A 22,366-nucleotide genomic window follows, 5' to 3' on the forward strand; every position below is an offset into this window, starting at 1 on the left:
GAAAGATATTTTTGTATTTTGTAAATACAATGATACCTTAGGAAAGTTAATTTTCAATTCATGAAGTCGTTGCCATGAAGTGGTCATTTGTTATTCAGCAGAAGTTCAAAGCTGCGGTTTTGTTGGGAGGGATCATGGCATTGATCGTCGGAGCTACATTGATTTCCCGCTATAATGTGGAGGGGATCGACGAGTCGTTTTCGTCTATTTACAAGGATCGCCTGGTTCCGGCGACAACTATCCTGTATTTAACCGAGAACCTGTACCGCAAGCGCCTGTCGCTGGAAAACCATCTTTACTCGGATGCGCAGCAGTCGCCCGAGCATGTGAAGGCGCAGCTACGCGCACACGACCGGAGTATCGATTCGCTGATCCGGTTGTTTGAAAAGACTTATCTGGTGGATGAGGAGGCAAAAAGCCTGCATGGATTTAAGAATCAGATCAGCAATTATGCGAAGCTGGAAAATCAGGTGCTTGCATTGTGTGTGGCCGGATCGTTTGCGGAGGCAAAACAGTTGTTTTCTGCGCCTGGCGGAGCAACATTCGAAAGTACGATTTTGAATCTGAACGAACTGGCTGCAATCCAGTCGACGATCGGTAAGGACCTGGTGAGAGCGTCGAAAGTAAATGTGGCGAGCTTTGGTATAATCTCGTTTTTGCAAATCTCCCTCGCCATAGTCACGGGGTTAGTAGTGATTGTTCTGATCCGCAATTCGCAGATCGTGCAGAAGCCCCGGGCGAATAGTAAGAAAAGCCAATATTTTAACCTAAACTGATAAGGAACATTTCAAAAATAAAAGGTCGGGGTTTCCCGACCTTTTATTTTTGAAATGTAAGCGGATTATTGATTCACTTTACGTCCTTTCAATGTCTCTCTCTGGTTTTTCACCTGTTTCAACAAATCCTTCTTTACAAACAGACGAGCGCCATTACCGCTTTGCAGGTCGAAAGTACGCTCTTTGTAGTCGAATTTGTTATTGGGAAGCACGTCGAGGAAGTAGTTCTGCCCGCTCAGGTTGAACTTCATTCCCTTGGTATCCTGCTGCGTATCGTCCCAGGAAACGTTGATAGTCCCGTCGCCGGTCTTCAAGGCGACACCCGGAGTAAATGGCAGCACGTTGATCGTCTGAATGCTTTTCCCGTTGCTCATGGTGATCTGTCCTTCGGGATTTACCTTAATATCGTTCGGGTCGGTCACTTCACGACGGATGTTGATCGACTTGTCGTTGAAAAACTGAACTTTCGTAAGGGAAATATTGGCAGCTTCCAGGTCGCGACGGAGGTCTTCGGTAAAAACGGTGTAATTCGAGAGAGGAACGGAGTTCATCGTGGTGCAGGCGGAGAACCCGCTGAAAAAGAATACTCCTACAAAAATTTTTTTAATCAGATTCATGTCAGAAATTGGTGTTCGGCGGAACTGGTTTGGTGATTTTAGTTGAGTTGGATACCGGTCGCAATATTAGTAAAAAAGCCTTTCAGATACCAGCCGATTAAGCTTTCGTACCACCTGGTAGCGTTATACTGACAATGTGTCAGCCGGTAAGCGTTTTGATTGTAATTGGAACGCATATTTGTGCCTCGTATTGCAAAGTGAAATTACATTCTTAAAATATAAAACAAACGATAGCATAACTATGGAATCAGTGATTCAGGAAAAAGGGAATTTGAGCATTCACACAGAGAATATCTTTCCGATTATCAAGAAATTCCTTTATTCGGACCACGAAATCTTTCTTAGGGAACTCGTTTCCAACGCGGTCGACGCGTCACAAAAGATCAAAAAGCTGGCTTCGTACGGCGAATACAACGGGGAGTTGGGCGATCTTAAAGTAATTGTCAAATTAGACAAAGATGCCAAAACGATCACAATCAGTGACAATGGTATCGGTATGACAGCCGACGAAATCAAAAAGTACATTAACCAGATCGCATTTTCGGGTGCTACCGAGTTCGTAGAGCAATATAAGGACAAAGGCGAGGGCGACAAAGGCATTATCGGTCACTTCGGTCTGGGTTTCTACTCGGCTTATATGGTGGCTCAGAATGTAGAGATCATTACCAAATCATACCGCGAAGGTTCGGAGCCTGTTCGCTGGGAATGCGATGGTTCGACAGAGTTCGAAATTTCATCCATAGAAAAGGAAGAGCGCGGAACGGACATTATCCTGCACATCGCCGAGGATTCAGAAGAATTCCTCGATGAGCACCGTCTGCGGGGAATTCTGGAAAAGTATGGCAAATTCCTGCCGATCGAAATCGAGTTCGAAGACAAGGTTATTAACAACCCAAGCCCGATCTGGACCAAAAACCCGTCGGACCTGAAAGATGAAGATTACCTGGCGTTCTACAAAGAACTTTACCCATTCGGAGAGGACCCGCTTTTCTGGATCCATTTGAATGTGGATTATCCGTTCAACCTGACGGGCGTTCTGTATTTCCCGAAATTGCGTAACGATTTCTCAGGACAACGTGAGAAAATCCAGCTTTACAGCCGCCAGGTGTTCATTACCGACGAAGTGAAAGACATCGTTCCCGACTTCCTGCAACTGCTGCACGGGGTGATCGACTCGCCGGATATTCCGTTGAACGTATCGCGCAGCTACCTGCAAGCGGACGGCAATGTGAAGAAAATTAACGGCTACATTACCCGGAAAGTGGCTGATAAACTGCTCGAAATCTTCAAAAACGACCGGGAAGGATTTGAGAAGAAATTCGATGATATTGGCCTGTTTGTGAAATACGGCATTATCAGCGATGACAAATTCTATGAAAAAGCGAAGGATTTCTGTCTGTTGAAAAACACAGAGGGTAAGTATTTCACATTCGAAGAGTACCGCGAACATATTAAGGAAAACCAGACCGACAAGAACGATTCACTTGTTTGGCTGTACACTACCGACGAGAAAAAGCAGGATGCATTCATCCAATCGGCTAAAAAGCGCAGCTACGACGTGCTCGTCCTGAATACCGTGATCGATTCACACTTTATCAACGCGTTGGAGCAGAAGCTGGAAAAGATCAGTATCAAACGTGTCGACGCGGATACATTAGATAAGCTGGTTGAAAAAGAAGTGAAGCTGGAAAGCATTCTATCTTCCGACGATCAGGACAAAGTGAAGAAGGTTTTCGAAGGCGTTTCGGAAAGCAAGACGGCGCACATTCAGGTGGAAGCAATGCCGGTCGACGAACTGCCGGTGGTGATCACGTTCCCGGAATTCATGCGCCGGATGACCGACATGCAGGCCTCGTCCGGGCAGCGGTCAATGTTTGGTGATATGCCTTTGATGTACACGGTTTCGCTCAATTCCAACCACCCGCTGATCGGAAAGATCGCCGGTTCGGAAAATGAAGAGGAGCAAGCGTCGCTGGCGAAGCAACTTTATGATCTTGCATTGCTTTCGCAGGGAATGCTGTCAGGGAATGATCTGACAAGTTTTATTCAGCGAACAGTGAACACGCTTTAATGTAGTGTGTTGATTAACATAAATAAAGCCGCTCATCGGAGCGGCTTTATTGTTTTATTCTCTTCCTGAAATTAGTTTAAGCTTTAATCTTTCCAATTCCTCCCATTTTTGCTGCTTCGCCAATGCTGCCTGCTCCGGCCAGCTGGATGGATCTTGCAGCTGATATCGCGGGCCGGCTTTTTTGAGATAACCTGCCATACGCAACACCGGTGTCTCTGTAAGTTGCTCGAAGGTATGAATGCCCGCTTTGTTCAAAATTTCTTCAATTTTAGGGCCTATTCCTTCAATTATTTTGAGATCATCGGGCGCGTGATCGGGACTGATGGTAGGGTAAACGGTTTTGGAAGCGTTGGTTGCAATCGGGTAATCCACTGTGGTGTCTGTTAAAGTCCGGAGTTGAGCAAGTTCGTATTTTTTCTCTTCTAATAATTCGCGCAAGTTATCGATTCTCTTTTTGATAATCACTTTTGCCAAGAACCAACCGGCGACAGTAGCGCCAAGCAGCAGCAATGCGATTTCTGCAATTGCTACCGGGAAACTGTCCAAATCGAGCGACATAGCGGGGAAATTCATTGTTTTGATTGGTAAAAGACCAACTCACGGCGGATACGGTTCAGTCGGTACCGCAACTCCCTCGTTTTCTTCATTTCGTAGGTAGTACCGAGTACAAAACCTAAGATTAGTGCCACCCCGATCATGATCACATGCTGCCAGAAATGCGTGAACGCTATGTGATAGGCAGGGAGGCCTATATCCCTCAATGAAAGGGTGAATTGCCCTCTTTGAGCGGACATTTCGGGAAGAAGGCCGTGCGAATCGAACAGCATATCGCAGTATTGTTCGATCTTGCATACATGCCAGTAAATGGAACCTGCCATCCAGAATCCCAGGAAAGTCCACCAAAGCGCCTTACTATTGAACATGAGGAACGGAAGTTTAACGGTAGGGAATGTGTGTTTTAAACTACCTAAAAATAAGATTCCGCGGGACAAGATGCAATAGGAGGGGAGGTAACATGAAAAAGCCCGGAACGTTTGCCCGGGCTTTATTATTTATCGGTTCATCGAGATCAGGAACTCTTCGTTGTTCCTGGTCCCCTTCATATGTTCTAGAAGGAAGTCCATTGACTCCATCGCATTCATATCCGACATGTGCTTGCGCAGGATCCACACTTTTTTGAGCGTTTCCTTGTCGAGCAGCAAATCCTCGCGGCGTGTACCGGAAGCCATCACATCGATAGCGGGGAAAACGCGTTTGTTGGACAGCTTGCGGTCGAGTTGCAATTCCATGTTACCGGTACCTTTGAACTCTTCAAAGATCACCTCGTCCATTTTAGAACCGGTATCGATCAACGCCGTGGCGATAATGGTCAGCGAGCCTCCGTTTTCAACATTACGTGCCGCACCGAAGAAACGTTTCGGCTTGTGCAATGCGTTGGCATCCACACCACCGGAAAGGATTTTACCGGATGACGGAACTACCGTGTTATACGCACGCGCCAGACGCGTGATCGAGTCAAGCAAAATCACCACGTCGTGACCGCATTCCACCATTCTTTTGGCTTTTTCCAAAACAATGCTAGCTACTTTCACGTGGCGGTCGGCCTGCTCGTCAAATGTCGACGCGATTACTTCCGCACGTACGCTGCGCTGCATGTCAGTCACCTCCTCAGGACGTTCGTCGATGAGCAGGATCAGCAGGAACACTTCGGGGTGGTTACGGGTGATAGCGTTTGCGATTTCTTTCAATAAGACCGTTTTACCGGTTTTAGGCTGCGCAACGATCATACCGCGCTGCCCTTTTCCGATAGGTGCAAAAAGATCGAGAATACGGGTTGAATATTGTTCCGGGCGCGAGCTGAGGCGCAGGCATTCGTCGGGGAACAATGGGGTAAGGTATTCGAATGGGATACGGTCGCGAATTTCCTCGGTAGTTTTACCGTTAACCGTCTCCACGCGCAAAAGCGCAAAGTATTTTTCTCCTTCTTTCGGCGGACGGATCTGACCTTTTACGGTATCACCGGTTTTCAGACCGAACAATTTGATTTGCGAAGGTGAAACGTAAATATCGTCGGGGCTCGCCAGGTAGTTGTAATCCGCAGAGCGAAGGAAGCCGTAGCCGCCATCCTGCATGATTTCCAGCACGCCTTCATTGACGATCAGGCCATCAAACTCTCTTACATAATTGTTGTAATTGCGTTTGATCTTAGACGAAGGATCCTCGCGTTGCGGCTGAGGCTGCTGGGGCCTTTCCTGACCCTCCTGCTGTGGACGTGGTTGGCGCTCTTCACGAGGTTGCGCTGCCGGTTCCTGCGAAACTACCGTAGGTTTTTCGGTCTGATTATCAGCCTGAATTTCTTCAACCGCTACTTCCGGCTCGGTAGTCGCCTCCGCTTCCGCAGTGATTTCTTCCCGGCCAAGGTCATTGAGGGTATCATTGTCCTCGTCGATTTCGAGCGAAGTATCTATGTTTTTCGGACGTTCTTCTGCGCGTTTCAGGATTTCCTGACGGGCAGGTGTATCGAACAACGGCGTAGAAGAAGGGCCTGTTTGATTGCTATCTTTTTTATTGCGGGCAGGACGGTTGTTTCCGCCTTTTCCCGTAACGGGCACCGGAGTCGGCTCAATAGGCCTGCGGGCACGTTTTTTCTTCGGTTCACCCGAATCGTTTGAGCTGTCATCCAGCTCAGGGGCTTCCACGGCAACGGGTTCTGCAACAGGTGCAGGTGCTGCATGCTGCGAAACTATCCGGTTAATCAGTTCTTTTTTAGGAAGTTTGGCGTGATCGGGTATTCCCAGGGAACCCGCTATTTCTCGTAGCTCTGATAAAAGCTTAATGTTTAAATCATCAATTGTAGGCATACAGAAAATGGAAAGTAAAGGGTCACTTTACCAATTGGACAATAAGGTTGTGAATATAATTGGATATAGACAGGACTGCGCGCCCTGAAGTCACGTGATGGTCATTGATAGGTTGATAAGCATTTATTGCGAAAGCCTGCGCGAAAGGCTTTACTAACTGCAAAACTTTGATGGATCAAATCTGACAATTGTAACAGGTACAAACCGGAAGTATTGACAATAAATCGGCAAGATTTTGAACCTCGATAACGCTGAGATTAGAATTACCGCGAGATGGATTTTGGATTTATAAGTCGATACTGACTTGGATGGACGAAGGTAAATATATGTGGTTTAATTTCCAAATATTTAGCTTTAAAACCGTGCCAACGGCATTGTTATTGCTTACAAATGCCAAAAAATCTTCCATCAGAGTGCGAAGTCGATGATTTAACGTGCATTAACCTCCTTTAAGTCTTAGTTTTTATGGTCGGAAAATCGGATTTTTGCCGGACTATGAATATTGTTGTGGATTCCGGTAATACCTTTTCGAAGATCGGATGGTTCGAAGGGGAAAAACTTATACGATATACGACGCGCCTGGAATTCCCGGAACTGATCCGTCACATCAGGGCGGAACTGCCGGAATACCTCTTTTTTTCTTCCGTCGGGAGAACACAGGAAGAGTTTCTCGAAGCATTGGACGAACCGGTCAGGGTAATGGGCCTGACGCCCGATACGCCATTGCCGATCAGCAAGCATTACGACACCCCGCAAACCCTCGGTGCCGACAGGATCGCAGCTGCCGCAGGTGCTAACTTTATTTTTCCGGGGGAGGATCTCGTGGTGATCGATATGGGCACTTGTATTACGTACGACCTCATCGACCGCAATGCCGCGTTCCAAGGTGGGATAATTTCTCCCGGCGTGCGGATGCGATTCAATGCGATGCATACGTTTACTAAAAGACTTCCACTTTTCGAGCCTGAAAAAGAGCCGGATCTGATCGGGAAAAGCACCCGTCAGGCCATGCAGAGCGGTGTGATGAATGGCACACTTGCTGAAATCGAAGGAATTATTGAACGATACCGACACAATTACCCGACTTTACGCGTAGTATTATGCGGTGGGGATGCTGCTTTTTTTGAAAGTAGCCTGAAACCACCCATCTTTGCGGTGCCGGAACTGGTTTTAATAGGATTGAACAGAATTTTAACATATAATGTCTCTTCACAGTAGAATAGGAATAATCACGCTTGCCATTACACTCGGTTGGAGTTGTACAAATCTTGCAAAAGCACAAGGATTGGGCAATTCTCCGTATTCATCGCTCGGAATGGGCGAGTTTTACGGGGATGCATATTCCGACAATACTGCAATGGGAGGTTCCGGGGTAAGTACTTCAAGCGGGTTCCAGATCAATAACCTGAATCCGGCGCTTTGGGTACGCAACAGGTTTACAACGCTGGATGTCGGGCTGATCGGGCAGTATAAAGACATTGCTTCGGGTAATTTAAAGCAGGGAAATGCAGGCGGAAATCTGGGTTACCTCTCGCTGTCGTTTCCCATCACACCCAAATGGGTGATCGGTGCGAATTTGAAGCCTTACAGCTTCATCGATTATCAAAACACATTTACCCGTTCGGTTTCGGGATCGCCTGGTGTTGCAGAATATACGGTTTCGGGAAAAGGAGGCGTTAACAAGGCTTCGCTGGTCAACTCATTTCAAATAGGCCGTTATGTAACACTGGGTCTGGAGAGCAGCTACTTTTTTGGCAATGTGCGGAGATCGTCGGATATTTTGTTGTATGTCAATGGAGTTCCGTCCGACTATATCGTAAGCCTCAACGAACGTAATACCTATTCGGATGTGGCTTTCCGGGCAGGCGGTACGGTTCGGATTCCGCTTAAAAAAGAAAATAAGCTGAACCTCAACCTGGGTGGTGCATATAGTTTCAGCACCTCGTTGAACGCTACTAAAACTACTTCTTTTGAACTAACACAAGGCTCATTCCCCGTTGCAGTACCCGATACACTCGAAAATAACCTGGGAGGCTCGATGACAGTACCTGAACAATATCAGGCAGGAGCTAGCCTGGAATGGCCGTTCAAAATGACGCTGTCTGTGGATTACAGCCATCAGTCATGGTCACAGTACCGGGGCTTCGGCAATGTGAATGAGCGTATGAAGGATGTGAACCGCCTGCATGTTGGTGCGGAATATATACCGCGTTTTGGCTCGCTTAGTTATTTTGATAACGTACGTTACCGCATTGGTTTCAGCACCGGTAATACGCCCTATGTGGTTGGTATTACGAAAATCAACGATACAAATGTCAGCCTTGGTTTTACTTTCCCGATGGGCCGTGGTTTTGCCAACTTACTCTCCGTAGCATTCGTAGCGGGGCAGCGGGGAACCAATTCCGGAGGCGCGATCCGCGAGCGGTACGGCCGAATGGTTTTGGGCGTGACGCTTATGGAAAGATGGTTCGAGAAACGGCGGATCGATTAACAGGCAATCTTATGCTTAGTAAAGGCATTCAAAAATATTTGTTAAAAGGAGATAATCATTTATCTCCTTTTTGTATTCTGGTACTTTTCGTGCTGTTTTTTGCGGCTTGTGAATCAAAAAAAGACAAAATAGGCGCCGCGTACAACGGGCCGTTTGAAATTGTCAATGACCTGGTTGTGAAGTACAGCGAGCAGGGGAAAATGAAGGTGTATGTTAAAACACCCAAATCATTGACTTACCAAAATGAAACCCGTGTATTCCCTGATTCGGTCAATATCAGCTTTTATGATTCGCTGGGCACGGTCGTGACCACGTTGCGCTCCGATTCGGGCAGGTACGACCGCAATGCGGATGTGTATATTGTGAAGGGACACGTACGGGTAGTAAAATTCGAAACACATCAGATCCTGAACACAACCGAGCTCAGCTGGAGTCCCGGAACTCGGAAGGTTTTTACGGACAAGGCGCTGACTATAAAAAATACCCAGTCGCCGGAGGTGACGAATGCCGTTGGCATGGATGCCGAGCAGGACTTTTCGCGGATCAAATTGCGGAAAATGACCGGAACGGTTATTTCGAAGGGCATCTAATCAGGCTTGCAGTCGGCTAGTGCCTTGTGTACAAACTCGATCGGCGTATAAACGCTGTCTTTTCCCCATTTCATCGATACAAAACTCACAATCTCCGCGATTTCTATTTCGGTTAATTTAGGATTAGGAGGCATAGGCCGGCTGAACTTTTTGCCGTTTACGACGATTGTATCGCTCATCCCGTATTGAACAATACAGGCAATCAAAGCCTTATCGGAAAGGATCTGAGACCCGACAATAGGAGGGTAGAGGTTGGACATCCCGTTGCCTTCCATCTGGTGGCAATTGGCACAATGCGTCATATACAATTGCTGCCCGGTCACGAAATATTGCTCACTTTTAAGCTCCTCCGAACTGCGGCAGGAAGCCAAGCCCAGCATCAGGAACGCCAGCACGCGAGCAGTGCTTGCAAGGGTACTTTGTGGAAGTATCATTTCTTATATTCGGCCAATAACCGCTCCATGTCGTTGAGCAACTTCTTAGTACCTTCTTCTGTGGTTCCGTCATACATTCCCCGCACGTGTTTTTCCTTATCGACAAGGATGAACGCCCCGCTGTGGATATAGCCGCCCTGCACCGTAGTGTCTTCTTTGGCGGTAGACATGTAGTTATTTTGGCCGATTTCATAAATTCTGGCCTTGTCACCTGTCAGGAACTGCCATTGCTGGCCTTCCACGCCCAGGTCTTTTGCGAATTTATTAAGTACTGCCGGCGTATCATGCTCGGGATCAATGGAGTGGGAGAGGATCATTACATCGGGATTGCCTTTGTATGCCTCATAGACCTTCACCATCTGTTTTTTCATCACCGGGCAAATGGTGGGGCAGGTTGTGAAAAAGAAGTCGGTCACGTAAATCTTGTTCTCGACAATTTTCTCGGTAACGGTATCGCTATATTGATTGACGAAGGCGAATTTTGGAATTGTATTATAAATGGTGTCAACGACTTCTTTTCCATCGACGGTCTTCTTCACCCAGTCGCGCTCCCCGAGGATCGGTAGCTTCTTTTCTGAATCGCCGCAGCCGGTGATAGCAAACAGGGAGGCGGAAACAAACAGGGAGTGGAAAAGAATTGATTTTACTTTTGAGTTCATAAACGGGTTATTCTAAAAATGTTTTGGCCTCCTGAATGGACTTCAAGGTGGCTTGCTTTACCAGCAATATCCTTTCTTTTTCGCTTTCGAAATAGAGGACAGCTTGCTTGGAATCCAATTTTTTGGCTGAGTCGCCGCGGTAGGCGTGCATCCAGTCCATCATAAGCTTGTCGGCATCAGCCAATTTCTGGTTTAAATCAACGGCCTTAATGCGCTGCTCGGCCATTGTATTGCTGCTCACACCTACGTTTTGAAGGCTGTCTATGCCCTGAATTTTCTTCGAAAGCTGAGCTTTCAGGCCCATAATATCTTCTTGCTTGGGCATTACTTCGTCGTGGATCGCCAGGACTTCCGTTTCAAGTCCAGCAACTTTTTCCAGGTCTTTGTCCTTTCCACAAGCAAGGCAGAGCGTGATCAGGAACGATAGTAGGATAAGGTTTTTCATAGAAAATCGAGTTAACCGAATTGGTGTATGTCAATCCCTCAGGATCATCTCGCGTGCATTATGCAACACGGCTTCCGACGGATTATGTCCGCCGATCATCTGGGCGATTTCCTGTACACGTTCATCGATGGTGAGTTTTTTGATCCTGCTGACAGTCCTGTCGGAGGAGTGGTCTTTATATACAAAATAGTGTGCGTCGCCGCTGCTGGCGATCTGGTGCAAATGGGTAATGGCGATAATCTGGTGGTTTATAGCCATATTTTGCATCATTTTCCCCATCTTTTTGGCAATTTCGCCCGAAACGCCGGTATCGATTTCGTCGAAAATAATGGTTGGCAGTTTCCGCTTGTCGGCAAGTATATACTTAATAACCATCATGAGGCGGGAAAATTCCCCGCCGGATGCAACTAATTTCAATTCTTGCGGAACAATTCCCTTATTTCCACTGAAAAGGAAGGTTACAGAGTCAATTCCCGCAGTCGTCGGCGCAGTCTCATTGATTTGAATGCTTAGCGAAGCATTAGGGATTCCCAATTCGTACAACCGGTCCAGAATAAGCTTTTCAATGGCTTTGGTCACTTTCCTGCGTCTGTCGGAAAGTACTTTCGCACCTGCGAGCATTTTGTTTTGCGTTTGCGCTACTTTCTTTTCCGCCGCCGCCAAATCTTCATCCAGGTTCATCACAATGCTCAATTTGCCCTGCAATCCGGCTTCAATATCCAGCAACTGTCCGATAGCCGATACCTGATGTTTTTTGAGCAACGAATAGATCAGGTCAAGCCGTTCCTGCACAACCTCGGTTCGCGCGGAATCCAGATCTATATTTCCATTCACCTGATCGATTTCTTCGGCGAGGTCGCGGAGTTCAATCAATGCACTTTGAGCGCGCTGACGCAGCACATCGTATTCGGTAACCAGTCGCGATGCCTGCGTGAGTGACCCGACGGCACTCTTGAGTAAGTCGAGCACAGAATTTTCGGGATTATCGAGATATGCATGAGCCAGTTGCAGCCGCTCTTTGATCTCCACCGCATTTTCAAGTATGGTCAGCTCATGTTCCAGCTTTTCCTGCTCGTCGGCTTTCAAGCCTGCATTGTTTAATTCCTGAAAAAGAAATTGGTCGTAGTCAAACTCTTTCCGAAGCTGATGTGCCTGTTTTTTTAGTTCGTCGAAGGTTCTGACGGCTTCCCTGTAAGCATTAAAATCAATATGATACGTTTTAAGCAAATCGGCATTTTCGGCATAGGAATCCACTACCCGCAACTGGAATTCGTTGTTACCGAGTAGGATGGAGTCGTGCTGCGAATGGACGTCGAGCAGTTGCATACCTATTTTCCGCAAGGTTTCCAGGTTGACAGGTGTATCGTTGATAAATGCCCTGGATTTGCCGGCTGCCGAAATTTCGCGGCGGACAATGCATTCTTCCGAAAAGTCGAGATTTTCATCTTCGAAATTGGGGGCGAGATCGTAGCCAGTCAGGTTGAATGTGCCTTCAATGACGCACTTTTCGCTGCTATCGTACAACGACTTAGCGTCAGCCCGATTTCCGAGCAGCAGGCCTATTGCCCCAAGCATAATGGATTTGCCAGCTCCCGTTTCGCCTGTAATGATGTTCAGGCCGGGATCGGGGGACATTTCTAGGTGCTTTATCAGCGCATAGTTTTTGATCAGTAAATTAGAAAGCATGTCTAATTTATGCAGCAGATCGCCGGAGATGATGCAATCTGGCTATGATGAAGGGATCAAGGTCGTCTCCGATACGAATATAGGCATGATCTTCCCAATTAGGAAATATAAGGGGAAGTAACCCGGATTTTATAGCGTAGTATGCCTGCTTGGCGGAACGATACCCGAGTTGTCGTCGTAAACCACCTCGTACAAGTCGGAAAGAGCGATCCGGTGATGATGGTCACGGGTATCTTTCAAAACAAGTTGCATCTCATCCAAGGATATTAATCTGCCGAAAATCGTGTTGCCGTTCGAAAGAACCGCATTGAATGGGTGGCTGAGCAAAGTGCCTTGCTTGCTTCGTATTTCGTCGGGTTTGACCCGTATCAATCGTTTACTCATTGATTTTGATCTGCTACATGGATAGCCGCTGGTACAGCTGGGTTTTGGATGGGTCGAGATTTACCAGCAGCGAATAGGCTTGCGCGCGTTGTTCCGGCAATCCTTCAATTAATATCCTGTAAAGCTCGTCCGATTTGGCATCAAAAAAAGAGTTCACTACCACACTTGCCGGCCGTAGCTGATTGACGTCCTTGACGGTATTCAAAAATTCGAGCACTTTTGCACGGGTTTCCGCCGGATTCTGCGTAGCGATATCCAGGCCCTGGCGGTAATATTTATACATTCCCTCGCGGAACGGTGTGAATTGCTGGCTTTGGAGGTTTTCAATCAGCCAATAACGGTTTTTTGAATCGCCGTTCGAGTCCCAGCCGCGTTTGTTGGGGGAGGAGTTCCTTGCGAGGTTCACGAGGTTGAACGCTTTTTGTACATAGGGTGATCCGCCCATTTTGCTGAATGAATCGTAATCGAAAATCAGCGCAATGTTGGCGTAGAACGCCAGCATGTACGGCAGCTCTTCGGTATAGCTGTTTTCATTGAAATATAGCTGAGTGCTGGGCAGGTAGGTAAATGTGAAATTTTTGTCGACGTAGGTAAAGAGCACGGTTTCGTAGGTGGAGCCATAGACAGGCCGGGACACTACCAGCTGCGCATTGCCCTCGTAGTTTCCCTGTGCCAGCGAGCGGGTTAGGTTTACATTGAGCTTACATTTGATCTTCTCTTCCTTGGCAAACTGATCGTTCGTCCAGCGCGTGTTGTTTAGAAAATCATTCATGTAAGTCTGCAACTGGTTCATCGACTGCGGGTCGGTTTTTTGCTGGGCCACCAATTGCTCATAGTTCAGATTAACCGTAAACTGGAATTCCTGTGCACACGCACGTTGCGAGAGCGCTCCGAAAAGCAGCGGAATTGTCAGGATCAGTAGTTTTATGCTTCGCTCCATTTGGCTATTACGATATTAAGAATGTCCTGCGCGACCTCGTCTTTGGATTTAAGGTCGAATTGGCGCACATTTTTGTCCTTGTCAATAACGGTTATTTTGTTGGTATCGTGTGCAAAACCAGCGCCCGGATCGTTCAGGGAATTTAGTACGATGTAATCAAAGTTTTTGCGGGCGAGCTTATCCTGCGCGTGGCTTAGCTCATTCTCCGTTTCAAGCGCAAAACCGATAATCAGCTGTCCGGGCTTTTTCGTGGCTCCCAACGTCCCGGCAATATCGGTCGTTTTGGCCAGATCGAGCGTCATGCTATCGCCTTGTTTCTTGATCTTCTGCTCCGCAACATGTCGTGGGGTGTAATCCGCTACCGCCGCAGCGAAAATAATCAGGTCGTTAGCTCCGAAATTGTCCTGTGCCGCATGGAACATCTGGCTGGCAGTTTCAATTGTGATTGTACGGATATTCGGGTTTGAAGTTTTCAGGTGCGTGGGGCCGCTTATCAGCGTTATTTGTGCGCCCGCGGCTGCAAATGCTTCGGCAATGGCATATCCCATTTTGCCCGAAGAGCGATTGCTGATAAACCTGACCGGGTCGATTGGTTCCACGGTGGGGCCCGCAGTGATGAGGACGCGTTTCGCGGCAGCAACAGGGCGCTTCCCGAAATGGTCGTCGAGGATTTTTACAATATTTTCGGGTTCGGCCAACCGTCCATCACCGATTAATCCGCTGGCCAGTTCCCCGTGTTCGGGTGAAATGAATTGGTTTCCATAGCCGGTCAGCTTTTGAATATTATCCTGCGTAGAAGGATGCTTGAACATGTCCACATCCATGGCGGGCGCAAAAAACACAGGGCACCTTGCCGAGAGGTAAATGGCCGTCAGCAGGTCGTCGCAAAGGCCGGTGGCGCATTTGGAGAGTGTTTTTGCCGTCGCAGGTGCAATAATGACCAGGTCGGCCCAGAGGCCAAGCTCGACATGGTTGTTCCATTCGCCCGTCTCATTTTTAGTGAATGAGATGAGTACCGGGTTTTTGGAAAGTGTCGACAACGTCAGCGGCGTGATAAATTCCGTCGCGGACTGGGTCATCACCACGCGAACTTCCGCCTCGGCTTTTACGAGCAGACGCAACAGCAACGCCGATTTGTAAGCGGCGATACTACCCGAAACGCCAAGCAGTATCTTTTTACCTTTCAGATTCAATTTACAAGGATTTGAATGTAAAGTTAAAACAAAAAAAGCCCGCCATCAATCAGATTCATGGCGGGCTTCGGGAAATACGTTGCTATTATTCTTCGGTGGTATCGCGGTAAGAATGGTAAGTTTTGCCTTCGATGAACTCATCGATAGAGATGCTTCCAGCCTTAGGCATACGCTCGTAAAATTTCGAAATTTCGATTTGCTCTCTGTTTTCAAACACTTCTTCGAGGTTATCAACACCGGAAGCAAATTCAGCCAGCTTGTTGTTCAGCTCTTCCTTCATCTTGCTGGAAATCTGGCGTGCCCTTTTGGAAATGACTGATACGGATTCATACAGGTTACCTGTCACTGCCGCTATCTTGTCTGTATCACGGGTAATGATCGATGGATTCGTTGCCATAATGGTCTGATATAGTTTAAAATTCTAAAACAATATAAATGGTGCCTGCTTATTGTCCGTTGGGGGTACTAACAGCCGGCGTGGTCACCTTGGCCGGTTTGGTAGCCGGGTCAGGTTGAGATTCTTTGAGTTTTTGCCGTTCGGCTTCCGTTTTAGCGATCACCTCGATCTGCTTCTGACTATCGTCATACATCTTTTCGGCGTCACGGTTGTATTTACCGGTCGGGTATTTGTCGACAAGCTCCTGGTAGAACTTGACAACATCCTGAAATCTTTCTTTCTGCTTATCACTGAAACTGTTGCTGGCCAGGTTGAACTGGGATTCTACTTTCAGGAATGCAAGCTCTTCGTTGTATTGCGAATCGGGGAAATCTTTCCGGAAGTTTTCAATAGAAATTACCGCTGATTTAAGCGACATCGGGTTAAAATCGCTGATCTTATGGTAAAGCCTTGCACGTTCGTAAGCTTTCTTTTCCAGCTTGGATCTTAATTCGAGAATATAACGGGTACATTCTTCACGGAAAGGGCTGTCTGGATACGTATTGATGAAATCCTGCATGGCCGAAATCGCCGTGAAAGTGCTCGTCTGGTCAAGGTTGTACGGCGACGAGTCTTTGTATAGCGAGAAGGCATGCATGTACAAAGATTCCTGCGCGTAGTCGCTACGTGCGTAGGTGTCGTAAAATTTCTTGAAGAGAAACTGGCTCGTATTGTATTGGCTCTGATGGTATTGCGTATACGCATAATAGAACTGCGCGAGCTCCGATTCAGTGCTTCCTTTCAGCAACGGGATCAACTCCTCAAACAGCAGTCCTGCGCGGTAGTAGTCCGCCTTTTTATAATAGGCCATGGCAGCATCGTACTTCTGCTGATCCGTACCTGTCTTCTGTAACTTGGAGAACTTACTGCAGGAAGTAACAACAAGGATTGCAATGAATAGCAAGAAATAGCTTGCCGGACTGTTTTTTCGCATATTAACTGCAAAGGTAATAAAAAAAAGCTACACCATCCATAACGAATGCGTAGCTGATATAGTGTTATAAGTTAGCCTATTGCTGATGGCGGACAAGCATTTTTTTTGTGGCCACCTTTTTACCATCGACAGACAGCTGGTAGAAGTACAACCCGGTAGCCATGTCTCTCGTGTTCACACGTAATTTACGCTCGTTTTTATTCAGTGTAAATTCCTGGATTTGTGAACCAAGCACATTGTAAAAAGTCAGTTTCGCGTCACGCAAGCCTGTTGAAATAGTGAAGTCTATCTCAGCATATTCACTCGCGGGGTTGGGGTAGACATTGGAAACTGAAATCTTGTCATTGACAAACAGCAACTCTTCTGCTCTCAGCTGAGCTTCCAAAGCGGGAGATTTCTTTTCACCACCTTTTTCAGCGAGTTCGACAGCCAAAGTATTGCTTTCTGCCGTATTCGGGGATGCAAAAAGAAACGAAGTGTAGAATGTATTCAGCGCTTTTGGATTTTGCAAAGTCAGCGGTTTGTAATTTGCACCACTGGAAAAGTTTGAGAATTTGATACTTTGAGGTGCGGGGGCTTTCTTTTTGCCGACCATATTCAAGCGGCTTCCCCCCGAAACACTTTGGGCCTGTAACCCTTGAAAACTCAGGGCTAAGGCTAAAATCATATATAAGAGACGTATAGTTCTTTTCATAGCTGCAATCGGATACTTTTGACTAATGCGTTATGTGTTTTAGCTGAAAAGTACGCTACAAAAATATAGAGAAATAATTGTATATTCAAAATATATTGTGCGAACGGGTAACTTTATTTTTGTATGGTAAAAAATCGTGCCGACAGCTAACCTCGGGACACAGTATTCGAATTAAACTCATTTTTCCTGCCAGGTCGTCTTTGCTTTCGTCGGCTTCTCTGATATACGCCAGTTGAACCCATCCAGTTGCCTCTCGGCAGGTTTTATTTTGGACGGTGGTATCAATTTTCCATCCGGTTTCCCGATGAAGGCGATACGCTGGACGCGATTTTCTTCAAAGAGCAGGTTCATTCTCCCGCATTCGACCCTGTTCAGACCGATATTTTTCTGCTTATCATCAACCGCGTAGTAGGCACTTTCTCCGTTGCCGTCAACCAGTACCTGTTTCAGCTTGTTTCCAGCCTGAAAATAGGCGTTGATCGTCCGTCCTTTCACCTGATTGAATTGCTTTACGAGCGTGTCTTCGGTGATTACGAACGACTTGCCTTTGAGCAACATTCTGTTTATTTCATTGCTAACCAGGAATGCGGTAATCGAATCCGCTTCCATCTGGTAATGCTGATCGCTCCAGAGGATCGGTTTGCGGAAAAAGCGGATGATCGAATCCGACGTGTCGTAGGTGATCGAGTCACATTTTCCCTGGAAGTCGGATTTGTAAATAAATACATTCCGGTCTCCAATCAGCTTGCGCGTGCTGTCGCGCGAATTTTCATAAGAATAAAGCGTGTCGGCGCGGATGTAAAGCGTGTCTTCGGATACGACATTTCTTACATAAGCATGTCCGAAAATTTTGGAATAACCTTTTGTTTTCCAGTAATACCCCTCATCCCCGTTGAGGACTGTCTTATCCTTTTTAGCCACAATCACCACATTCCCTTTTCCCTTGCCATCGCTGGATTTTCCATCGACGATCAGCGAATCGGCGGTTAGCGTATACGTTTCATTGTCAACCGTCGTGCGAGTATGGAATGCCGACTGTGTAGACTCCGTATTGTACTGCCCTCTGGTTCCTACGACCGTGCCGTCTTTGTTAACGATCTTGGTCCTTCCGTTGAAATAGGACCATTTTGTGATCGAGTTGTAAAGTAATGTATCCGTGGTGAGCGTATACTTTTTGTTTACCAGCTTGACACTTTTGTAATAGGTGAATTCCTTTGTGGCTGTATTGTAAAAACCTTCCTTGCTGGTGAGCACATTCTCTTCGTCGACAGTTCGGCCGGGTTGCTTATAATAAGCGATCCCGTTGGCCATATCGTATTCGATTTTTCGGGTTGTGAGTGTTTTTTTGGTGTCTTTTAGGACTGTTTTTCTTCCACTTACAATAGCCAGGCGGGTATTTCCATAATAATAAAGCGTATCTCCCGTCACTGTTAGGGTATCCCCCTGAAGGATTCTGACATTGCCGAAGGCCTCGATCATATTGGAGTTGATATGCTGGATCGCAAGGTTGCTGTACAAAAGCGCACCCTTGTGCCGGAACACACCGTTTATGACACGCCTCGATTCGTCCCCCGGCAGGTTGATGATTTCCAGTTCATCCGATTTGAGGACCTCAACCAGGTCTCCGCTTTGAGCGGGCTGTGTTTGAGGTAATGCTTTCTGCGCGAACAGATAAGGCGAAAAAATCAGTAAAGCAAAGAACGTTATCTTAAATATATTTCTTTCGATATTGATGACGCCGAAAAGTTTAAAAGGGTTGCAGGTTTCTGCACAATTTTTTTTCTTCATGTTGCTGTTCTTTCTCTTACCTTTGGCCGGATCCTGTCCCGTTACCACTCGGACGAAGAGATAAATCCATTCTCATTTACTCAAAAGTACATCAAATACGATTCGCAGGTTCATGTTGGATTCGTTTTTAACTTTTATTAACCAACACACGCCGGATTTGAAACACCAGCCGACTTTGCTCGCCGTAAGCGGTGGCATTGACTCCGTGGTAATGGTTCATCTGTTTCATAATCTGGGACTTCCTGCTGGTATTGCGCACTGTAATTTTGGTTTGAGAGGGGAGGAGTCGGAGGGTGACGAGGCTTTCGTACGGGAACTTGCTGCCCGATGTGATTTTCCGTTTTTTGTGACAAGGCCTGATGTGAAAGGCGTCGCGAAAACCGCGTCTGTTTCAATACAGATGGCCGCCCGTGAGTTACGGTATGCGTGGTTCGAGAAGGTGAGGGGAGAGTCTGGTTACGAATGGATAGCCACCGCGCACCATGCGAATGATTCATTGGAAACTTTGTTGCTCAACCTGACCCGGGGCACCGGCCCTGCCGGGTTGACCGGTATTGCGCCAGTTAACGGTAAGTTGATCCGGCCGCTAATCTTTTCAAACCGTGCGGAAGTTGCCCGGTATGCGGCGGGAAGTAACATTAGCTGGCGGGAAGACAGGACAAATCAAACAGACTATTATCATAGGAATAAAATCCGTCACCACGTGATACCGGTGTTATCGGAGTTGAACCCGTCGCTGGAAACGACCTTCAATGCTTCGTCGGAGCGGCTGAGAGCTGCCAATGTGTTGCTTGAAGAATATCTGCAAAAATGGAGAGAACAGATCGTCAGGTATGAGGCCGACACTATTCGTATTCCCATCGGCGAGCTGCGTGGAGGCAAAGAGCCGGGATACCGGCTATGGACCATTTTACAGGGGCTCGGCTTCGAATATAGCCAGGTCCGCGGCATTCTAGCTGCCCTCGACGGGATTCCGGGTAAACGTTTCTTTTCGCCAACGCATGTCCTGCTTGTGGATAGGGATCACCTGGTTTTAAAAACGCGGTCTGAGGCCACCGACGGTGAGGAGTTGGTTATCGAAGGGTCGGACGCCACATTTGACTGGCGAGGGGAGTGGCTTACCTTAAGTACATTGCCGGCAGGAACTTCCCTGCATTTCGATCGATTCACAATCATCGTGGAAGCGGACCAGCTCATATTCCCTCTCACACTAAGAAAGTGGCGGCAGGGTGATACCTTTCAGCCGTTGGGGATGGCGGGCAAACACAAGAAGGTGAGCGATTTGCTGATCGATAATAAGATCGACCGCTTCGAAAAGGAGAAAATCACCGTGCTACTGAATGGAAATGGAGAAATTATCTGGGTTGTAGGTGTCCGCGCAGACGAACGGTTTAAATTAAGTAGCGATTCGAAGGTTGCAATAATGATCTCGCTTAATCCTTAGGAAACAAAAAAGGCCAGATTAACAACCTGACCGTTTTCCACGAATTTCTATCCTAAGGTAAGTTAGCTCTATCGGCTGCAAGAACGGCAGCGAATTTGGTTAGGAAAATGATATTAGTCATAGTGGGCGGGAAAACTGATTTGAAAGGACTGGACTAGAGCATCGAAGACGCGCGAGGTCGACGGATGACTTTCCCACGCATCGATAAAGCGCAGAACCATGACACTGACGCACTAAAAAGCAGACTTTGTCCATCGCTCACAATGAATCACTTACCGAAATTTTCAGCAAAATCACTAAAATTTTCTTGCGTTAATTGATATTAACTGTACATTTGCACCATGATTCGCATACGGCGGAGCAAATAGAGAGATGGCAGAGTGGTCGATTGCGACGGTCTTGAAAACCGTTGACTGTAACAGGTCCGGGGGTTCGAATCCCTCTCTCTCTGCAGGACATGATGTCAAAACATTCAAAAACCCCGTTTAAAGCGTTTAAACGGGGTTTTTGCTTTTTACGGCTTGCCAAAAAATTCAAATATTCCCAATGTTTTGTGACGTTAATCGTGGAAAACCTGCGCCACGAAAAATTGCGCACAAAACCGCACTTAACTAACTGGTTAGCAACCTGTTCACGCCGTGGACATCTTGCGTTTCAATGGTAACAATTCGACATTTGTTCATCTAAAACAGTCGTATTATGCTAGAAAACAGTTTCGGGTTGAATTTCTTTTTGAAAACCCCAAGTACCGAAAACGAAGATGGCACGAGAGCTATCTACATGCGCGTGACCGTGAATCGCCAAGCCCGGGACATCGCTACGAGGCGAATTTGGCACCCATCCAAGTGGAATGTCAGAGCAGGTAGAGCCACAGGGAACAAAGAAGACACCAAAGAGCTTAACGCCTACTTGGACTCGCTTACCACCAAAGTTTTTCAAGCCAAAAAGGCCTTACTTGATGCTGACAAGGAATTAACGGCCGACGCGATTAAAAATCTGATGCTCGGTAAAGAGGAAAGCAAAAGAACTATTCTCAAAATTTTCCGGGAGCACAACGATCAAATCGCCGCCCTGGTAGGTGCCGACTTCGCCCCTGGCACGCTTGAACGTTATGAGACGTCGCTCAAACACACTCGCGACTTCATTATATGGAAGTATCAGGAGGACGATTTTGACATCAAGAAGCTGGATTACGAGTTTATATCTCAATTCGAATTTTGGTTAAAAGCGAAGAAAAAGATTAGCCATAACACGACAATGAAGTATTTGGCAAACTTTAAGAAGATCGTTCTTCTCTGCGTCAAACGAGGCTGGCTCATGCGCGATCCGTTCTTCGCTTTTAAATTCACGAAACGGGAAGTTGATCGGCAGGCACTAACTGAGAATGAGTTGAAAAAGGTTTGGGAGAAGGATATGGGCACGGGTCGCTTGGCTTACGTTAAAGATATATTTCTATTCTGCTGTTACACCGGGCTTGCTTATGCAGATGTGTATAAATTGAAGCGAACGGAAATAATTGAGGGCATTGATGGCGGGAAGTGGATCACGACGAAACGACAAAAGACCGATACTCCATCCAGAATCCCACTCCTACCGATGGCGCTGGAAATTATGGAGAAGTATGAAGGTCATCCTCAATGCGAGAATGAAAATCGTGTATTGCCCGTGCTATCTAACCAAAAGATGAATTCTTACTTGAAGGAGATTGCGGATTTGTGTGGGATTAAGAAGAATATCACTTTTCACCTGGCTAGGCACACCTTCGCGACTACGATAACGCTGACGAACGGGGTCCCAATTGAGAGCGTATCGAAGATGCTGGGGCACCGAAATATTAAGACTACTCAGCAGTATGCAAAGATTGTAGATAGGAAGATTAGTGATGATATGGCAAGGTTGAAAGAAATCCTGCGAAAATAATTT

General features: G+C 46.9%; 22 protein-coding genes and 1 tRNA gene. 8 read left to right on the plus strand and 15 right to left on the minus strand.

Annotation, left to right across the window (positions count from 1 at the left end; all coding sequences use genetic code 11):
* Positions 1 to 74: 74 nt before the first annotated feature.
* Positions 75 to 776 (plus strand): MCP four helix bundle domain-containing protein, encoded by a 702-nt coding sequence (locus ACTJJJ_RS16350; protein WP_188933388.1) that lies wholly within the window; start codon positions 75 to 77, stop codon positions 774 to 776.
* A gap of 65 nt (positions 777 to 841) precedes the next feature.
* Here the strand turns inward: ACTJJJ_RS16350 and ACTJJJ_RS16355 are convergent, their stop codons facing one another.
* Positions 842 to 1,393, minus strand: a complete 552-nt coding sequence (locus tag ACTJJJ_RS16355) for a hypothetical protein (protein ID WP_188933386.1) — start codon at positions 1,391 to 1,393, stop codon at positions 842 to 844.
* 241 nt (positions 1,394 to 1,634) lie between these two features.
* Here ACTJJJ_RS16355 and htpG point away from each other — a divergent pair, with 241 nt between their 5' ends.
* Positions 1,635 to 3,464: a molecular chaperone HtpG gene (htpG, locus tag ACTJJJ_RS16360; protein WP_188933384.1), complete on the plus strand. Its 1,830-nt coding sequence runs from the start codon at positions 1,635 to 1,637 to the stop codon at positions 3,462 to 3,464.
* Positions 3,465 to 3,518: 54 nt separating this feature from the next.
* Here htpG and ACTJJJ_RS16365 read toward each other — a convergent pair whose 3' ends face one another.
* The 3 genes from ACTJJJ_RS16365 to rho all read right to left on the minus strand — a co-directional run bounded on the left by ACTJJJ_RS16365 (position 3,519) and on the right by rho (position 6,325).
* Positions 3,519 to 4,037 (minus strand): hypothetical protein, encoded by a 519-nt coding sequence (locus ACTJJJ_RS16365; RefSeq protein WP_188933382.1) that lies wholly within the window; start codon positions 4,035 to 4,037, stop codon positions 3,519 to 3,521.
* On the minus strand, positions 4,034 to 4,387 hold the full coding sequence (locus ACTJJJ_RS16370) for a hypothetical protein (protein WP_426293270.1): 354 nt from the start codon (positions 4,385 to 4,387) through the stop codon (positions 4,034 to 4,036). Before ACTJJJ_RS16370 ends, ACTJJJ_RS16365 begins: the two co-directional genes overlap by 4 nt.
* A gap of 129 nt (positions 4,388 to 4,516) precedes the next feature.
* A complete protein-coding gene (rho, locus tag ACTJJJ_RS16375; RefSeq protein WP_440702347.1) occupies positions 4,517 to 6,325 on the minus strand; it encodes a transcription termination factor Rho in 1,809 nt (602 codons plus the stop codon).
* Positions 6,326 to 6,820: 495 nt separating this feature from the next.
* Here rho and ACTJJJ_RS16380 point away from each other — a divergent pair, with 495 nt between their 5' ends.
* From ACTJJJ_RS16380 to lptC, 3 genes are read left to right on the plus strand one after another with little or no spacing between them, the layout of a single operon-like run.
* Positions 6,821 to 7,543: a type III pantothenate kinase gene (locus ACTJJJ_RS16380; RefSeq protein ID WP_440702348.1), complete on the plus strand. Its 723-nt coding sequence runs from the start codon at positions 6,821 to 6,823 to the stop codon at positions 7,541 to 7,543.
* Positions 7,527 to 8,816 (plus strand): hypothetical protein, encoded by a 1,290-nt coding sequence (locus ACTJJJ_RS16385; RefSeq protein WP_440702349.1) that lies wholly within the window; start codon positions 7,527 to 7,529, stop codon positions 8,814 to 8,816. The genes ACTJJJ_RS16380 and ACTJJJ_RS16385 overlap by 17 nt, the downstream gene beginning before the upstream one ends.
* 11 nt (positions 8,817 to 8,827) lie before the next feature.
* Positions 8,828 to 9,406 carry an LPS export ABC transporter periplasmic protein LptC gene (lptC, locus tag ACTJJJ_RS16390; RefSeq protein WP_440702350.1) on the plus strand — a complete coding sequence of 193 codons (579 nt, stop codon included), beginning with the start codon at positions 8,828 to 8,830 and terminating at the stop codon, positions 9,404 to 9,406.
* On the opposite strand, the gene ACTJJJ_RS16395 is transcribed toward lptC, so the two are convergent.
* The 11 genes from ACTJJJ_RS16395 to ACTJJJ_RS16445 all read right to left on the minus strand — a co-directional run bounded on the left by ACTJJJ_RS16395 (position 9,403) and on the right by ACTJJJ_RS16445 (position 18,999).
* Positions 9,403 to 9,840, minus strand: coding sequence for a c-type cytochrome (locus tag ACTJJJ_RS16395; protein WP_440702351.1), 438 nt, complete (start codon positions 9,838 to 9,840; stop codon positions 9,403 to 9,405). The two genes, lptC and ACTJJJ_RS16395, sit on opposite strands and share 4 nt — an antisense overlap.
* Positions 9,837 to 10,499: an SCO family protein gene (locus ACTJJJ_RS16400; RefSeq protein ID WP_426293274.1), complete on the minus strand. Its 663-nt coding sequence runs from the start codon at positions 10,497 to 10,499 to the stop codon at positions 9,837 to 9,839. The genes ACTJJJ_RS16395 and ACTJJJ_RS16400 overlap by 4 nt, the downstream gene beginning before the upstream one ends.
* Positions 10,500 to 10,506: 7 nt before the next feature.
* Positions 10,507 to 10,944: a viral A-type inclusion protein gene (locus ACTJJJ_RS16405; protein ID WP_440702352.1), complete on the minus strand. Its 438-nt coding sequence runs from the start codon at positions 10,942 to 10,944 to the stop codon at positions 10,507 to 10,509.
* Between the two features lie 30 nt (positions 10,945 to 10,974).
* Positions 10,975 to 12,630: a DNA repair protein RecN gene (gene recN, locus ACTJJJ_RS16410; RefSeq protein WP_440702353.1), complete on the minus strand. Its 1,656-nt coding sequence runs from the start codon at positions 12,628 to 12,630 to the stop codon at positions 10,975 to 10,977.
* A gap of 129 nt (positions 12,631 to 12,759) precedes the next feature.
* On the minus strand, positions 12,760 to 13,014 hold the full coding sequence (locus ACTJJJ_RS16415) for a hypothetical protein (RefSeq protein ID WP_188933364.1): 255 nt from the start codon (positions 13,012 to 13,014) through the stop codon (positions 12,760 to 12,762).
* Between the two features lie 13 nt (positions 13,015 to 13,027).
* Positions 13,028 to 13,954, minus strand: a complete 927-nt coding sequence (locus ACTJJJ_RS16420; protein ID WP_440702354.1) for a DUF4835 family protein — start codon at positions 13,952 to 13,954, stop codon at positions 13,028 to 13,030.
* Positions 13,939 to 15,147, minus strand: a complete 1,209-nt coding sequence (gene coaBC / locus ACTJJJ_RS16425) for a bifunctional phosphopantothenoylcysteine decarboxylase/phosphopantothenate--cysteine ligase CoaBC (RefSeq protein WP_440702355.1) — start codon at positions 15,145 to 15,147, stop codon at positions 13,939 to 13,941. The genes ACTJJJ_RS16420 and coaBC overlap by 16 nt, the downstream gene beginning before the upstream one ends.
* Positions 15,148 to 15,232: 85 nt before the next feature.
* The gene (locus ACTJJJ_RS16430) at positions 15,233 to 15,544 is read right to left on the minus strand and encodes a DNA-directed RNA polymerase subunit omega (protein ID WP_188933358.1); all 312 of its coding nucleotides are present in this window, start codon (positions 15,542 to 15,544) and stop codon (positions 15,233 to 15,235) included.
* A gap of 49 nt (positions 15,545 to 15,593) precedes the next feature.
* Positions 15,594 to 16,517: an outer membrane protein assembly factor BamD gene (locus tag ACTJJJ_RS16435; RefSeq protein ID WP_188933356.1), complete on the minus strand. Its 924-nt coding sequence runs from the start codon at positions 16,515 to 16,517 to the stop codon at positions 15,594 to 15,596.
* A 76-nt stretch (positions 16,518 to 16,593) separates the two neighbouring features.
* On the minus strand, positions 16,594 to 17,184 hold the full coding sequence (locus ACTJJJ_RS16440) for a T9SS type A sorting domain-containing protein (RefSeq protein ID WP_229222357.1): 591 nt from the start codon (positions 17,182 to 17,184) through the stop codon (positions 16,594 to 16,596).
* 204 nt (positions 17,185 to 17,388) lie between these two features.
* Entirely contained in the window at positions 17,389 to 18,999 is a 1,611-nt protein-coding gene (locus ACTJJJ_RS16445) for an OstA-like protein (RefSeq protein WP_440702356.1), read from the minus strand.
* Between the two features lie 157 nt (positions 19,000 to 19,156).
* Here ACTJJJ_RS16445 and tilS point away from each other — a divergent pair, with 157 nt between their 5' ends.
* From tilS to ACTJJJ_RS16460, 3 genes are all read left to right on the plus strand, one after another.
* Positions 19,157 to 20,443 (plus strand): tRNA lysidine(34) synthetase TilS, encoded by a 1,287-nt coding sequence (gene tilS, locus ACTJJJ_RS16450; protein WP_440702357.1) that lies wholly within the window; start codon positions 19,157 to 19,159, stop codon positions 20,441 to 20,443.
* A gap of 366 nt (positions 20,444 to 20,809) precedes the next feature.
* A tRNA-Ser gene (locus ACTJJJ_RS16455) sits at positions 20,810 to 20,894 on the plus strand.
* Between the two features lie 248 nt (positions 20,895 to 21,142).
* Positions 21,143 to 22,363, plus strand: a complete 1,221-nt coding sequence (locus ACTJJJ_RS16460; protein WP_440702358.1) for a site-specific integrase — start codon at positions 21,143 to 21,145, stop codon at positions 22,361 to 22,363.
* Positions 22,364 to 22,366 lie beyond the last annotated feature (3 nt).

Origin of the sequence: Dyadobacter sp. 22481 (assembly GCF_052044875.1) — a bacterium.
Lineage (GTDB): Bacteria > Bacteroidota > Bacteroidia > Cytophagales > Spirosomataceae > Dyadobacter > Dyadobacter endophyticus.

Coding starts and splice junctions, on each gene's coding strand:
- ACTJJJ_RS16350 (WP_188933388.1), top strand. CDS start 75: ATGAAGTGGTCATTTGTTATTCAGCAGAAGTTCAAAGCTGCGGTTTTG.
- ACTJJJ_RS16355 (WP_188933386.1), bottom strand. CDS start 1,393: ATGAATCTGATTAAAAAAATTTTTGTAGGAGTATTCTTTTTCAGCGGG.
- htpG (WP_188933384.1), top strand. CDS start 1,635: ATGGAATCAGTGATTCAGGAAAAAGGGAATTTGAGCATTCACACAGAG.
- ACTJJJ_RS16365 (WP_188933382.1), bottom strand. CDS start 4,037: ATGAATTTCCCCGCTATGTCGCTCGATTTGGACAGTTTCCCGGTAGCA.
- ACTJJJ_RS16370 (WP_426293270.1), bottom strand. CDS start 4,387: ATGTTCAATAGTAAGGCGCTTTGGTGGACTTTCCTGGGATTCTGGATG.
- rho (WP_440702347.1), bottom strand. CDS start 6,325: ATGCCTACAATTGATGATTTAAACATTAAGCTTTTATCAGAGCTACGA.
- ACTJJJ_RS16380 (WP_440702348.1), top strand. CDS start 6,821: ATGAATATTGTTGTGGATTCCGGTAATACCTTTTCGAAGATCGGATGG.
- ACTJJJ_RS16385 (WP_440702349.1), top strand. CDS start 7,527: ATGTCTCTTCACAGTAGAATAGGAATAATCACGCTTGCCATTACACTC.
- lptC (WP_440702350.1), top strand. CDS start 8,828: ATGCTTAGTAAAGGCATTCAAAAATATTTGTTAAAAGGAGATAATCAT.
- ACTJJJ_RS16395 (WP_440702351.1), bottom strand. CDS start 9,840: ATGATACTTCCACAAAGTACCCTTGCAAGCACTGCTCGCGTGCTGGCG.
- ACTJJJ_RS16400 (WP_426293274.1), bottom strand. CDS start 10,499: ATGAACTCAAAAGTAAAATCAATTCTTTTCCACTCCCTGTTTGTTTCC.
- ACTJJJ_RS16405 (WP_440702352.1), bottom strand. CDS start 10,944: ATGAAAAACCTTATCCTACTATCGTTCCTGATCACGCTCTGCCTTGCT.
- recN (WP_440702353.1), bottom strand. CDS start 12,630: ATGCTTTCTAATTTACTGATCAAAAACTATGCGCTGATAAAGCACCTA.
- ACTJJJ_RS16415 (WP_188933364.1), bottom strand. CDS start 13,014: ATGAGTAAACGATTGATACGGGTCAAACCCGACGAAATACGAAGCAAG.
- ACTJJJ_RS16420 (WP_440702354.1), bottom strand. CDS start 13,954: ATGGAGCGAAGCATAAAACTACTGATCCTGACAATTCCGCTGCTTTTC.
- ACTJJJ_RS16430 (WP_188933358.1), bottom strand. CDS start 15,544: ATGGCAACGAATCCATCGATCATTACCCGTGATACAGACAAGATAGCG.
- ACTJJJ_RS16435 (WP_188933356.1), bottom strand. CDS start 16,517: ATGCGAAAAAACAGTCCGGCAAGCTATTTCTTGCTATTCATTGCAATC.
- ACTJJJ_RS16440 (WP_229222357.1), bottom strand. CDS start 17,184: ATGATTTTAGCCTTAGCCCTGAGTTTTCAAGGGTTACAGGCCCAAAGT.
- ACTJJJ_RS16445 (WP_440702356.1), bottom strand. CDS start 18,999: ATGAAGAAAAAAAATTGTGCAGAAACCTGCAACCCTTTTAAACTTTTC.
- ACTJJJ_RS16460 (WP_440702358.1), top strand. CDS start 21,143: ATGCTAGAAAACAGTTTCGGGTTGAATTTCTTTTTGAAAACCCCAAGT.